Origin of the sequence: Limnobacter alexandrii (genome assembly GCF_005871185.1) — a bacterium.
Taxonomy (GTDB): domain Bacteria; phylum Pseudomonadota; class Gammaproteobacteria; order Burkholderiales; family Burkholderiaceae_B; genus Limnobacter; species Limnobacter alexandrii.
Genome location: NZ_SWKN01000006.1, coordinates 1,102,438 through 1,114,357 on the forward strand (window position 1 = coordinate 1,102,438; position 11,920 = coordinate 1,114,357).

General features: G+C 54.6%; 15 protein-coding genes. 8 read left to right on the plus strand and 7 right to left on the minus strand.

Annotation, left to right across the window (positions count from 1 at the left end; all coding sequences use genetic code 11):
* Positions 1–3 precede the first annotated feature (3 nt).
* From trmB to thiS, 3 genes are read right to left on the minus strand one after another with little or no spacing between them, the layout of a single operon-like run.
* Positions 4–708, minus strand: a complete 705-nt coding sequence (trmB, locus tag FCS97_RS05485; protein WP_138517289.1) for a tRNA (guanosine(46)-N7)-methyltransferase TrmB — start codon at positions 706–708, stop codon at positions 4–6.
* Positions 705–1,508, minus strand: coding sequence for a thiazole synthase (locus FCS97_RS05490; protein WP_138517291.1), 804 nt, complete (start codon positions 1,506–1,508; stop codon positions 705–707). The genes trmB and FCS97_RS05490 overlap by 4 nt, the downstream gene beginning before the upstream one ends.
* A gap of 22 nt (positions 1,509–1,530) precedes the next feature.
* A complete protein-coding gene (thiS, locus tag FCS97_RS05495; protein WP_212746453.1) occupies positions 1,531–1,731 on the minus strand; it encodes a sulfur carrier protein ThiS in 201 nt (66 codons plus the stop codon).
* A 144-nt stretch (positions 1,732–1,875) separates the two neighbouring features.
* Here thiS and arsS point away from each other — a divergent pair, with 144 nt between their 5' ends.
* Positions 1,876–2,832, plus strand: a complete 957-nt coding sequence (gene arsS / locus FCS97_RS05500; protein WP_138517294.1) for an arsenosugar biosynthesis radical SAM (seleno)protein ArsS — start codon at positions 1,876–1,878, stop codon at positions 2,830–2,832.
* Here the strand turns inward: arsS and FCS97_RS05505 are convergent.
* Together FCS97_RS05505 and FCS97_RS05510 are read right to left on the minus strand one after the other, a co-directional pair.
* Positions 2,796–4,163, minus strand: a complete 1,368-nt coding sequence (locus FCS97_RS05505; protein ID WP_138517296.1) for a hypothetical protein — start codon at positions 4,161–4,163, stop codon at positions 2,796–2,798. The genes arsS and FCS97_RS05505 overlap by 37 nt on opposite strands.
* A gap of 21 nt (positions 4,164–4,184) precedes the next feature.
* Positions 4,185–4,349: a rubredoxin gene (locus FCS97_RS05510; protein ID WP_008249735.1), complete on the minus strand. Its 165-nt coding sequence runs from the start codon at positions 4,347–4,349 to the stop codon at positions 4,185–4,187.
* A gap of 93 nt (positions 4,350–4,442) precedes the next feature.
* On the opposite strand from FCS97_RS05510, the gene thiD reads away from it, so the two are divergent.
* The 3 genes from thiD to hemL are packed head-to-tail and all read left to right on the plus strand — an operon-like array spanning position 4,443 to position 7,236.
* Positions 4,443–5,258, plus strand: a complete 816-nt coding sequence (gene thiD, locus FCS97_RS05515; RefSeq protein ID WP_138517297.1) for a bifunctional hydroxymethylpyrimidine kinase/phosphomethylpyrimidine kinase — start codon at positions 4,443–4,445, stop codon at positions 5,256–5,258.
* Positions 5,251–5,916 carry a thiamine phosphate synthase gene (locus FCS97_RS05520; RefSeq protein ID WP_138517299.1) on the plus strand — a complete coding sequence of 222 codons (666 nt, stop codon included), beginning with the start codon at positions 5,251–5,253 and terminating at the stop codon, positions 5,914–5,916. Before thiD ends, FCS97_RS05520 begins: the two co-directional genes overlap by 8 nt.
* Before the next feature lie 24 nt (positions 5,917–5,940).
* Complete coding sequence (gene hemL / locus FCS97_RS05525) at positions 5,941–7,236, plus strand: glutamate-1-semialdehyde 2,1-aminomutase (RefSeq protein WP_138517301.1); 1,296 nt, start codon at positions 5,941–5,943, stop codon at positions 7,234–7,236.
* 75 nt (positions 7,237–7,311) lie between these two features.
* On the opposite strand, the gene FCS97_RS05530 is transcribed toward hemL, so the two are convergent.
* Both FCS97_RS05530 and FCS97_RS05535 read right to left on the minus strand, forming a co-directional pair.
* A complete protein-coding gene (locus tag FCS97_RS05530) occupies positions 7,312–7,716 on the minus strand; it encodes an MAPEG family protein (RefSeq protein ID WP_246065869.1) in 405 nt (134 codons plus the stop codon).
* 105 nt (positions 7,717–7,821) lie between these two features.
* Positions 7,822–9,324, minus strand: a complete 1,503-nt coding sequence (locus tag FCS97_RS05535) for a cryptochrome/photolyase family protein (RefSeq protein ID WP_138517305.1) — start codon at positions 9,322–9,324, stop codon at positions 7,822–7,824.
* Between the two features lie 96 nt (positions 9,325–9,420).
* On the opposite strand from FCS97_RS05535, the gene FCS97_RS05540 reads away from it, so the two are divergent.
* From FCS97_RS05540 to FCS97_RS05555, 4 genes are read left to right on the plus strand one after another with little or no spacing between them, the layout of a single operon-like run.
* The gene (locus FCS97_RS05540) at positions 9,421–10,005 is read left to right on the plus strand and encodes a YqgE/AlgH family protein (RefSeq protein ID WP_138517306.1); all 585 of its coding nucleotides are present in this window, start codon (positions 9,421–9,423) and stop codon (positions 10,003–10,005) included.
* A 3-nt stretch (positions 10,006–10,008) separates the two neighbouring features.
* Positions 10,009–10,443 carry a Holliday junction resolvase RuvX gene (gene ruvX / locus FCS97_RS05545; RefSeq protein ID WP_138517308.1) on the plus strand — a complete coding sequence of 145 codons (435 nt, stop codon included), beginning with the start codon at positions 10,009–10,011 and terminating at the stop codon, positions 10,441–10,443.
* Positions 10,440–10,946 (plus strand): bifunctional pyr operon transcriptional regulator/uracil phosphoribosyltransferase PyrR, encoded by a 507-nt coding sequence (gene pyrR, locus FCS97_RS05550; RefSeq protein ID WP_138517310.1) that lies wholly within the window; start codon positions 10,440–10,442, stop codon positions 10,944–10,946. Before ruvX ends, pyrR begins: the two co-directional genes overlap by 4 nt.
* Complete coding sequence (locus FCS97_RS05555; protein ID WP_138517312.1) at positions 10,943–11,914, plus strand: aspartate carbamoyltransferase catalytic subunit; 972 nt, start codon at positions 10,943–10,945, stop codon at positions 11,912–11,914. The genes pyrR and FCS97_RS05555 overlap by 4 nt, the downstream gene beginning before the upstream one ends.
* Positions 11,915–11,920 lie beyond the last annotated feature (6 nt).

An 11,920-nucleotide genomic window follows, 5' to 3' on the forward strand; every position in this document is an offset into this window, starting at 1 on the left:
GTATTAGCGCACGCGGTATAGAAGGTCCCAAACACCGTGGCCCAGTTTCAGGCCGCGGTTTTCGAATTTGGTCAGCGGCCGGTCGTCGGGGCGAGGCGCAAATGGCGTTGAGTTCATGTTTTGCCAGTCGGGCGCTACGCTGAGTACATCATGCATGTGGTGGGCGTAGTTTTCCCAATCGGTGGCGCAGTGAAGCACACCGCCCGGCTTCATTTTTTTGGCAAGCTTGGCCACGAATTCGGGCTGAATGAGCCGCCGTTTGTGATGACGGGCTTTGCGCCAGGGGTCGGGGAAATACAGCAGCACTTTGTCCAGGCTGGCATCGGGAATCATGTCGCGAAGTACATCCACCACGTCGTGCGAAATGATGCGAATGTTTTCAATGCCTTCTTCTTCAATCTTCTTGATCAGCGAACCGACGCCAGCGGTGTAAATTTCAACGCCCAGGTAATTCACATGGGGATGCGCCTTGGCAATTTTGGCGGTGGTTTCGCCCATGCCAAAACCGATTTCCAGCCAGTTGGCTAGGCCCGTGGTGCCCCATTGTTTGTCGAAATCAATGGGCGTTTGCGCGCTGTAGGCGATGCCCCATTTGGGCATGCCCTCTTCTACCGCCCGTTCTTGTGCGCGGGAAATGTGCCCCCGACGTTTCACAAAACTTTTGATGTGCTGGTCGCGAAACGGATTGTCGGGGGTTTGGTCTGTCATTTTGAACTGGAGGAAATAACGCCTTCCACAGGGGAAGAGGGGCTGGCCGTGTAAAACTTTTTCGGCATTCTACCCGCAAGAAAGGCATCGCGGCCGGCTAGTGTGGCCAAACGCATGGCACGTGCCATTTGCACCGGGTTTTGGGCTTTGGCAATGGCGGTGTTCATTAACACGCCCGCGCAACCCATTTCCATGGCAATGGCTGCATCGGAGGCTGTGCCCACGCCTGCGTCTACGATCACGGGCACCTGGGCTTTTTCCAGAATCAGGTTGATGTTCCAGGGGTTCAAAATACCCATGCCCGAACCGATGAGCGAGGCTAGGGGCATAATCGCCAAACAACCCACGTCTTCCAGTTTGCGAGCATAGATTGGATCGTCGGAACAATACACCATCACGTCGAAACCGTCGGCCACCAGTTCTTTGGCGGCAATCAGGGTTTCTTCCATGTCGGGGTACAGGTTGGTGGGGTCACCCAATACTTCGAGTTTGCACAGGTTGTGGCCATCCAGCAGCTCGCGGCCCAGGCGCAATGTGCGCACCGCGTCTTTGGCGGTGTAGCAACCCGCCGAGTTGGGCAGGTAAGTGAACTTGCTGGGAGGTATGTAATCGAGCAGGCTGGCTTCGCCTGCATTCTGGCCAATGTTGGTGCGGCGTATGGCCACCGTCACTATTTCAGCGCCACTCTCGGTAATCGCTTCGCGGGTTTCGTCCAGGCTTGCGTATTTGCCGGTGCCCACCAGCAAGCGGCTGGTGAATTCACGACTTCCCACTGTCCAGGTGTCTTTGCTGTTTTGCATATTGGGTACTGCTCCTGAGTGTTTAACCGCCGCCCACGGCAACCACAATTTCAAGGCTGGCCCCGGCTTTCAGTGGTGTGGTGGCGTGCTGGCTTTTTGGCACAATTTCGCCGTTCATTTCCACGGCGATGCGTTTGCCGGTCAATTGAAGGCTTTCTACAAGGTGCGCCACGGTGCTGTTTTCGGGCATTTCACGATTTTCACCGTTGACTGTAACTTGAATCATGGCTTGAGCGAATGAGCTTGTGTAAGTTTGTTACTATCGATTAACGCGATAATCAAACCGCAGCAATCTTGCTTCCGAGCATTGATTCTCTCATTATCTGAAAACGAAATAACCGCGCGGCGCACAGAAACCGGAGCCTACATGCACTCAGTAGTTCATTTGTTGAAAAGTACCACCTTCCCCAGCGTGAAGCGCTTGAACCTGGAAACCATTCAGGTGAATTTGGGTTACCTGTGCAATCAAAGTTGTACCCATTGCCATGTGAATGCTGGCCCCAACCGCACCGAGTTGATGCAAGACGAGCAAATTGATCAGCTTATTACCTTAATGAATCAGGGTTGGGTGAAAAAGCTTGATTTAACTGGCGGTGCACCCGAGATGAACCCGCGCTTCAAGCGCCTGGTGGTGGCAGCCCGCAAGGCGGGTGTGCATGTGATTGACCGCTGTAACCTGACCATTTTGAGTGAGCCGGGTTATGAGGATTTGGCTGAATTTCTGGCTGAAAACCAGGTGGAAATTTTTGCTTCGTTGCCGTGTTACCTCGAGGACAACGTAGACAAACAACGCGGCAAGGGTGTGTTTGATGCCAGCATTGCCGGCCTGCAAAAACTGAATGCCTTGGGCTATGGCGACAAGCTGCGTTTGACCTTGGTGTTCAATCCGCAGGGCCCTTCCTTGCCACCCCCGCAAGAGGCGCTTGAAGCCGATTACAAAGCCGTGCTGTTCGAGAAGTTTGGCATTCGTTTTACCGGGCTGGTAACCATTACCAATATGCCGATTGCCCGTTTCGGCAGTACCTTGATCAGCAAGGGCACCTTCGAGACCTACATGAACACGCTGAAGGGCGCCTACCGGGAAAGTAACCTGGATGCGGTGATGTGCCGCAGCCTGGTGTCGATTGACTACGAAGGTACGCTATACGATTGCGACTTCAACCAGCAACTGGGTTGGCCTGTGCGCGATTCACAAGGCCGCGCGCTGACTTTGGCAGATTTAACGCAAACTGCGCTGGATTCCATCGAAGTGGTGGTGGGCGACCATTGTTATGGTTGTACGGCGGGTCAGGGCAGCAGTTGTGGCGGTGCTTTGGCCGCTTGATTGATGGGAGAGGCCAGTGCCGTGTGCTGGCTTTTTTCCATCAGGCGTTTGGCCAGGCGCAAGGCGCTCTCTGATTCTTGCGAGGCCGACTCAGCCACTTGTTCAACCTGGCTCAGCAAATTGGACCAGGCGGTTTGATTCACCGCCATGTATTCCGCCAGCTTGTTCGATTCATGCTGACCCGCATTGATTTTCTGACTGGCCAGCACCAAACCCTCGATTGATTCTTTCAAAGCCTGCTGGCTTTGCTCCACCAATTGCTGCAATTGCCGGCTGTTTTCAGGCTCTGTTAGGGTGAGTTCCATTTGCGAAGCATCCAGCCGGCCCAGCAACTGACGGCTGACTTCACCGGCTTTTCGCAAGCCCTGTGCAGCACTTCGAATGTCGGAGCGCAAACCTTCGAGCTGAGTTTGCATGATTTCCATGTGGCTTTCAGCTTTGGCGTTGCGCTGCTCGCTGTTCAACGTTGATTTCACCACCTGGGTGCCTTGGGTCGACAGCTGGTGAAATGATTTCGCAAACTGCAATACCGCCCTTCCGCTTTGGTTCAGTTCTTCCAGCTGTTGGCCAATTTGCATCAGCGTGCCACGGTGCTCCAGCTGTTGGTTGCTGTTCAGTGCTTTCAGCACTCCCTCAAGCGCAGCGTGAGCGCCTTCCCGTTTCTGGTCATTTTCCTGTTGGCTGTGCAGCGCGCGACTTAGCATTTGCACGCGGCGACCCAAGGCAAGTGTTTTCCGGTGGGTGTTCCATTGAACGCCCAAGGCAAGGCCGATCGCGGCCAGCAAGGTGGCCAGGCCAAACAGCAACACCAGGTAACCATTGGTGGCTTGGGCAATGTGCGCCTTCAGTTGGGCAAGTTTGGGCAGTGTATCGAGCCGAAGCTGTGTTTCAAGTTGGCGCTGGGTTTCCAGGCTGGAATTGACACCAGCCACGGGGCGCGAGAGTGCTTCAATGGTTTGGGTCAACAGCACCTGAAGGGTTTGGCTGTGCAGCGCACCGAACCACTGTGCCCCTTTGTTTTGCTGGCTGACTTGTTGCCCCAAGCCCAGCAGGGCCTTCAAGCCTTGGGGTTGAACGGTTTCAGTGCCTGGACTGTTGAGGGCCAGCAATTCTTGCTGAATGCGGCCTTCGACCAAATTGATTTGGGTCAGCTGTGTATTGCGAATGCTGTCCGATTGGCTTTTGGCCAACACACCGATCGCCAACAACACAAACGCCGCGATCAGCAAACCTGCGGAAAATTGCCCCAATTGCCGAACAAACTTGGGCCTGACCGGCGTTGGGGCGTGGTCTTCAAACGCTTTGGCGGGGTCGGCTTGCGGTTCGGTCATTGATCCATGGTTTTCGGGTTTTTAGATTTGAGTCATCTCAAAATCTTCTTTGCGGGCGCCACATTCGGGACAGACCCAGTTGGGTGGAACATCTTCCCATTTGGTGCCGGGGGCAATGCCTTCATCGGGCACACCCGCTGCTTCATCGTATACCCAACCGCAAATCAAACAAATCCAAGTATTCATTCTGAGCTACTTCCAGAAAAAAAATTGCAACGGGTGGATAATACTGAGTTTGGCAGCCGACTACAAAGGTTGTCGGTCTTTTTTGGGTTTTGAATGACACTGACTGTACCCTTGGTGCTGACCTTTTCAGCATCAGATCCCACTGCTGGCGCGGGTTTGCAAGCCGATGCCCTGACTGTTTCCGCACTTGGCGCACATCCCTTGACCATTCTGACTGGGCTGACGGCCCAGAACACGGTTGGGGTTGCACGGTTTGAAGCCTGTTCTGCCGACTGGATTGACGATCAGTTGAAAACCTTGCTCGATGACAACATTGTACCCAGTGCCATTAAAACCGGTGTGTTGGGCAGTTTGGCAGCGGTGGCGGCGGTGTTGAAAGCAAAGAAGCTGTGGCCAGCGGTGCCGCTGGTGGTAGACCCTGTGCGAGCCTCTGGCCGGGGAGATGCATTTGGCGGGCAGGCCCTGTTCGACAGTTACAGAAACGAGCTGTTTCCGGCGGTCGATTTGCTGACGCCCAACTGGCCAGAAGCACAGGCATTCACCGGTGCTTCAAGTGTAGATGAGGCCGGTGAGCGCCTGATGCAAATGGGATGCAAGGCTGTGTTGTTGAAAGGCGAACACCTTGAGTCAGGCGATGTGGTTAACCGATTGTATGTGGCGGGCAAGCATGTTGTTGAATTTCCCTGTGAGCGCCTGCCCGGGCAATACCATGGCTCGGGCTGTACCTTGGCCAGTGCCTGTGCCGTTGGGCTTGGGCAGGGTTTAAGCGTGCATGAAGCGGTTGAATTGGCACTGGAGTACACCTGGCAGGCCTTGAGTTGTGGCTTTGCCGTGGGCCAAGGCCAGTTGATCCCTGATCGCATGCATTTGATGCAGCATTTGGGTGAGGACGAGGATTTTGATGAGTGATTTGAGCGATCAGGCAATCAAAGGCGTTTACGCCATCACGCCCGAGCGGTCGGAAGTCTGGACGCCGGAGGCGATTGTGGATTGTGTGGCTGCCGCCTTGGAGGGCGGTGTGCGCTTGTTTCAATGCAGGCAAAAAAATTGGGACCAAGCCGAGCTGATCGACTTTGTGGGGCAATTGAATGCCTTGTGTGAGAAGTACGATGCAGTCCTGATTTTGAACGATGTCCCCTCTGGCGAGTTCGCTAAATTTGAGGGTGGTGCGGTGGCGGGTGTGCATTTGGGCAAAGCCGACGAAGCCATCGCGCAGGCGCGAAGCCGCCTTGGGGCCAAATGGCTGGTGGGTGCTTCTTGTTACAATCAGTTTGAACTGGCAGAACAAGCTGTGCGCGATGGTGCCAGTTACGTCGCATTTGGTGCCATGTACCCCAGCAGCACCAAACCCAGCGCAGTGCGTGCTGAACTTGGCTTGTTTTCACTGGCCCGAGATTTGGGTGTGCCCACCGTGGCCATTGGTGGAATTACGATTGAGCGGGTGCCTGAATTGTTGAAAGCGGGTGCCCATGCTGTGGCCGTTGTGAATGGTTTGTTTGGCATGAAACCCGATGCGGGGCTGGTTTGTAGTGTGGCGCAGCAGTGGGTGGATGCAGTGAATGCATGAAATTAAATAATCTGGAGTTTGAAGATGAGTAGCAAGGATGTGAGCCAGAATGAAGTGCTGTTTGAACGGGCACAGAAAACAATTCCCGGTGGCGTGAATTCGCCGGTTCGCGCATTCCGTTCTGTGGGCGGCACGCCGCGCTTTTTCAAGCGTGCCAATGGCCCCTATGTGTGGGATGCCGATGACAAGCGCTACATTGATTACATTGGCTCGTGGGGCCCAGCGGTGTTGGGCCATGCTCACCCCGAAGTGATCAAGGCCGTGCAGGAAGCTGCTGTGGGTGGTCTTAGTTTTGGTGCCCCCACCGAGGGCGAGATCGTGATGGCTGAAACCCTGTGCGAAATGCTGCCTTCGCTGGAGCAAGTGCGCTTGGTGAGTTCTGGTACCGAAGCCACCATGAGCGCCATTCGATTGGCCCGTGGCTTCACCGGCCGAGACACCATTGTGAAGTTTGAAGGTTGTTACCACGGCCATGCCGACAGCCTGCTGGTGAAGGCGGGTTCCGGTTTGCTGACCTTCGGCAACCCAACCTCGGCTGGTGTTCCCGAAGATTTTGCCAAGCACACTCGCGTGCTGGACTACAACAATGTGGAGCAACTGCACGAACTGTTCAAAGCCAGTGGCAGCAGCATTGCCTGCGTAATCGTCGAGCCTGTGGCAGGCAACATGAATTTGATCAAACCCACGCGCGAGTTTTTGAACACGCTGCGCGAGCTGTGCACCCAGCACGGTGCGGTGTTGATATTTGATGAGGTCATGACAGGGTTCCGCGTAGGGCCACAAGGCGTGCAAGGCGTATACGACATCACGCCAGACCTAACCACGCTTGGAAAAATTATTGGCGGTGGCATGCCCATGGGCGCTTTTGGTGGTCGCAAAGACATCATGGCTTGCATTGCACCTTTGGGTTCTGTGTATCAGGCAGGTACCTTGAGCGGCAACCCTGTTGCGGTGGCAGCAGGTTTGACCACCATGTGTCTGTTGAAGCAGACCGGTTTTTACGAGAAATTGGAAACCCAAACCCGCAAGCTGGTGGAAGCGTTTAACCAAGTGGCCTACGCCCATGGCGAAACGTTCTGTGCGGACAGCATTGGTGGCATGTTCGGAATTTACTTCAGCGAAAAAGTACCCACCAGTTTTGCAGAAGTGAGCGCATCGAATCGAGACCGTTTCAACAAATTCTTCCACGCGATGCTGGACGCGGGTGTGTACCTTGCACCGTCGGCTTACGAAGCAGGGTTTGTGTCAGTGACGCACGACGACGCAGTGATTGAAGCCACCAAGGTGGCGATTGACAAGGCATTTTCTGCAATCAAATAAAATTTTAGATTGGGTTGCCATAAAAAAACCGCCCGGGTTTGCACCCGAGGCGGTTTTTTTGTTGCGGAGTATTGCTTAGCAGACCAGCAAATACACCATGTACAAGGTAATGAACACCTGAATCAGGAAGAAAGTGGCACGCAGCATCACCAGAATAAATGACGTGCCAAGAATGTGCGAAACGCTTTGGCCGATTCGGGCATAAAGCACAAACACGGCAACCGCGCTGATCGCTTCCACTTCGCCCATTAACCCGGCCATGGCCACAACACCTGCGAATACAGGAAAGTTCTCCAGGCAGTTCAAGTGCGCCGATTTTGCACGTTGCAGGAACATCGGATCGGTGGATTCCTTGCCGCGCTCCCAGCTGTCAATCCGCTTTTGGCCCAGCAGGGCTTGGGGTACACGGGGCAAAGCGTAAAACAAGGCCAGAACCAGAATCCATCCGGCGTAAAGCAATACGGTGGTGTAAGCGTTCACTGTTTTGTCTCCTTTTTTATTGATTGAACCAGTTTGAGTGCACAAAATTTCACCGCTGATTATGGGTGAAGGCACCTGCACTGACCATCATAAGTTCGGACAAAATCAGTCTTCCTTGGCTTTCTTCACCACCGCATAGCGTTCAAGCGTTTTCTTTCGGGCCACATCGTGTTCCACCACCGGCCTGGGGTAGGTTTCACCCAGAACCACACCCGCCATTTGCAATTCAAACGGTGGGCATTCAGCGGGGTTGTGAATGTGCTTGTTGGAAAGCTTGGCCAGTTCCGGGCAGTACTTGCGGATGAACTTGCCGTCCGCATCGAATTTTTCAGATTGACTGTAGGGGTTGAAAATACGGAAGTAGGGCTGCGCGTCGCAGCCGCTGCTGGCGGCCCATTGCCAACCACCGTTGTTGGCCGACAAATCGAAGTCGTTCAGATGTTCGGCAAAGTATTTTTCGCCCCAGCGCCAGTCGATGCCAAGGTCTTTGGTCAAAAAGCTGGCGGTGACCATGCGCAGGCGGTTGTGTTGAAAACCGGTCTGGTTCAACTGTCGCTGCGCGGCGTCCACCAGCGGGTAACCGGTCTTGCCTTCGCACCAAGCCTTAAACAGTTTTTGTGCTTTTTCATCGTCATCCCAGCGAATTTGGTCGTACTCGGGTTTGAAGGCTTTTTCGGCAGCATCGGGGCGGTGGAAAATAATTTGAAAGTAAAAGTCTCGCCAAATCAGTTCGTTCAACCAACCCATGGCGCCCTCGCTGCCGTCGAACTTGAAACGGTCATAAGCAGCTTTGGCCAGCCTGCGAATGGAAATGGTGCCAAAGCGGTTGTGCACACTCAGGTAGCTCACCCCCTTGATTGCCGGAAAGTCGCGCGCCACCTTGTACTTGTCCATGCGGTTCAGGAAGTCCTCAAAGGCATCCAGGGCACCTTCCTCGCCGGGCTTGATCATCTCCAGCAAATTGGTGCGTTTAAAGCCCATGTCTTCTAGGTTGGGGACTGGCAGGTTTTTGCCAGCAGCCAGCGACTGCAGGCGGGCTTCACTGGGGTAGGGGGTCAGGTGAAATTCATCCAGCTTTTTCAGGCAGGCATTTTTGAACGGCGTGAACACACTGAAAAATTTGCCGGCTTGGGTCAGCACTTCATCTTCTTCAAATATGGCTTGGTCTTTGAAGCGGAACAGCACAACGCCACTGCCCTGCAGGGTCTTGCCCACGGTAATGTCGCGGTCAATTGCAGCCGGTTCATAGTCTTTGTTGGTGAACACAGCCTGCACGCCCAATTTGATTGCCAACTCTGGAATGGCTTTCTCGGCATGGTCGTACACCAGGTGCAAGTCGCCGCCAAAACCTTGCAGCTTTGTTTTCAGGGCCATGCAGCTTTCCCAAATAAACTCCACCCGGCGGTCGGCTTTGTTGCTCAGTTCATTCAGAATTGTTTTGTCAAACACAAACACGCAATGCACCTGTTTGCAGTGTTTCAGTGCATAAAACAGGGCGGCGTTGTCGTGGGTGCGCAGGTCGCGTCGAAACCACATCAAGCCTTTGGTGTACTGGCTTGGCTTGGGTTGAGTGGACAGTGGGTGGTTTTCCAGAAGTGAAGCAGGCATGGGGACAACTTAAATTTGGGTTGATCTGTGCGCTTTAAGGCGGGTAGAGGAACACCCACCCGCTTTTGCACAGTTAAAAGGCATTACAATTTTGGCATGAGCGAGACCGAAATTTCCACACCCGATGAATTTAGCTTGTCCGGTCAGTTGCTGATCGCCATGCCAAACATGCTCGACCCGAGTTTTGCGGGGTCCGTGGTCTATTTGTGTGAGCATTCCGGCAAGGGTGCCATGGGTTTGGTCATCAATCGCCCCACCGACCTGGCCATTGAAGGTTTGTTGGAAAAAATCAATGTGGAAGTTCAAGGCTTCATGCCCGCGCATTTCCCGGTCATGATGGGAGGCCCGGTAGCGGCCGAGCGCGGGTTTGTTTTGCACACCGAGCCTTTGAACTGGAATTCATCGCTGAAAGTGAACGATGAGATATCGCTGACCACCTCTCGCGATATTCTCGAAGCGGTGGCCCGCGGTGAAGCACCGGGCAAGTGGCTCATCACCCTGGGCTATGCAGGTTGGGGCGAGGGGCAGCTTGAAGAAGAGCTAGCCCAGAATGCCTGGCTGACGGTGCCCGCCAATCATGAAATACTGTTCGACACGCCCCTGGAGGAGCGCTTTGCCAGCGCTTATGCCATGCTGGGCATCGACCCCGCCTTGATGAGCGGCGCTGCGGGGCATGCTTAATCAATGACCAAGCCCTTGCAATCGCCCAACCCCACTCAGTACCTGGCGTTTGATTTCGGTTTGAAGCGAATTGGTGTTGCGTTTGGCAATTCCCTGACCAAAACAGCCAGTGGTGTGGCTGTGGTTGATGCGCAAAATGATGAGCAGCGGTTTGACAAAATTGAAAAGCTGATCAAGGAATGGCAGCCAGAGGGGCTGGTGGTGGGCGTGCCCCGGCATGCGGATGGTGCCGACAACGAACTGACCACGCGTTGTGAACGTTTCGCCCGCCAGCTTGAAGGGCGCTTTGCCTTGCCCTGCGCCAGGGTTGATGAGCGTTACACCAGTGCAATCATGGAAAGCTGTATGGGAGGCAAGGCCGCCCGCGAGAACAAAGGCCGAGTCGACATGGGCAGTGCCTGCCTGATTCTGGAACAATTTTTTCTGGAGGGACGATGAGCCTGCCCAACCCCGAAGCCCTGTATGCCCGCCTGCGTGATCAAATCGACAAGGCATTTCCCGATCGGTCTGAGCTTGGATTGATTGGTGTGCACAGCGGAGGTGCCTGGATCGCCGAGCGTTTGCATGCCGACTTGGGTTTTGCCCTGCCTTGCGGATTCCTCGACAGTGCTTTTTACCGCGACGACTTCTCGGAGCGTGGCTTGAAAGAGGCGCCCAAACCCGCAGAGGTTCCCTTTGAGGTGCAAGGTCGAACCATTTTGCTGGTGGATGACGTGCTGTACACCGGCCGCACCACGCGTGCCATTGTGAACCATTTGTTCGACTTTGGCCGCCCCGCAAAAATTGAGTTGGCGGTGTTGCTGGACAGGGGCGGCCGCGAGTTGCCAATTGATGCGCAGTACGTGGGCAAGCACCTGCCGCTTAAGCCCAATGAGGCGTTTGTATTGACCCAAGATGATCAAGGTGCTTTCCGCCTGGAGCTGGAGGTAAAACCAAATTGAATAACCCTCAACTGAACGCCGCAGGTGAGCTGATTCACCTGTTGAGCATTGAAGGGCTGCCCAAGGCGATGATTCACCGCATTCTGGACACGGCTGAATCGTTTTTGTCGGTAACCGATCGCGAAGTGAAACAAGTGCCCTTGTTGCGCGGCAAGTCGGTGTTCAATGTGTTTTTTGAAAACTCCACTCGAACCCGCACCACGTTCGAGATTGCGGCCAAGCGTTTGTCGGCCGATGTGGTGAACCTGAATATTGGGTCCTCGTCGACCAGCAAGGGTGAATCCCTGATCGACACCATCGACAACCTGGCTGCCATGTCGGCGGACATGTTTGTAATGCGTCATTCTGAAAGTGGTGCCCCCACCTTCATGGCCCAGCACTTGAACCGCACCAGTGGCGGCACCATTCATGTGATCAATGCAGGCGATGGGCGGCATGCCCACCCAACACAAGCGCTGCTCGACATGTACACCATTCGCCACTACAAGCAAGATTTCACCAGGCTGCGCGTGGCGATTGTTGGCGATATTTTGCATAGCCGGGTGGCGCGTTCCGACATTCATGCGTTGACCACGCTGGGTTGCCCGGAAGTGCGCGCAGTGGGGCCCAGCACCTTGTTGCCCAGCCACCTGGATAACATGGGTGTGCGGGTGTACCACGACCTGGTGGAGGGCATCAAAGATTGCGATGTGATCATCATGCTGCGCTTGCAGAAGGAGCGCATGACAGGCGCCTTGATTCCCTCGGCCCAAGAGTATTTCAAACACTTTGGGCTGACCGAGGAGAAGCTGCGCCATGCCAAACCCGATGCCATTGTGATGCACCCTGGCCCCATGAACCGGGGCGTTGAAATTGATTCGGCAGTGGCAGACGGCCCGCAAAGCGTGATTTTGAACCAGGTGACATTCGGGATTGCCGTGCGCATGGCGGTGATGAGTATTCTGGCTTCGTCCAGCAAAGGCGCTTAAATTGAA

What these genes read in the sequence shown, in the direction of transcription:
- pyrR (WP_138517310.1), top strand. Translation starts at nt 10,440, where the DNA reads ATGAGCCTGCCCAACCCCGAAGCCCTGTATGCCCGCCTGCGTGATCAA.
- arsS (WP_138517294.1), top strand. Translation starts at nt 1,876, where the DNA reads ATGCACTCAGTAGTTCATTTGTTGAAAAGTACCACCTTCCCCAGCGTG.
- FCS97_RS05505 (WP_138517296.1), bottom strand. Translation starts at nt 4,163, where the DNA reads ATGACCGAACCGCAAGCCGACCCCGCCAAAGCGTTTGAAGACCACGCC.
- FCS97_RS05520 (WP_138517299.1), top strand. Translation starts at nt 5,251, where the DNA reads ATGAGTGATTTGAGCGATCAGGCAATCAAAGGCGTTTACGCCATCACG.
- ruvX (WP_138517308.1), top strand. Translation starts at nt 10,009, where the DNA reads ATGACCAAGCCCTTGCAATCGCCCAACCCCACTCAGTACCTGGCGTTT.
- FCS97_RS05490 (WP_138517291.1), bottom strand. Translation starts at nt 1,508, where the DNA reads ATGCAAAACAGCAAAGACACCTGGACAGTGGGAAGTCGTGAATTCACC.
- FCS97_RS05540 (WP_138517306.1), top strand. Translation starts at nt 9,421, where the DNA reads ATGAGCGAGACCGAAATTTCCACACCCGATGAATTTAGCTTGTCCGGT.
- trmB (WP_138517289.1), bottom strand. Translation starts at nt 708, where the DNA reads ATGACAGACCAAACCCCCGACAATCCGTTTCGCGACCAGCACATCAAA.
- thiD (WP_138517297.1), top strand. Translation starts at nt 4,443, where the DNA reads ATGACACTGACTGTACCCTTGGTGCTGACCTTTTCAGCATCAGATCCC.
- hemL (WP_138517301.1), top strand. Translation starts at nt 5,941, where the DNA reads ATGAGTAGCAAGGATGTGAGCCAGAATGAAGTGCTGTTTGAACGGGCA.
- FCS97_RS05510 (WP_008249735.1), bottom strand. Translation starts at nt 4,349, where the DNA reads ATGAATACTTGGATTTGTTTGATTTGCGGTTGGGTATACGATGAAGCA.
- FCS97_RS05535 (WP_138517305.1), bottom strand. Translation starts at nt 9,324, where the DNA reads ATGCCTGCTTCACTTCTGGAAAACCACCCACTGTCCACTCAACCCAAG.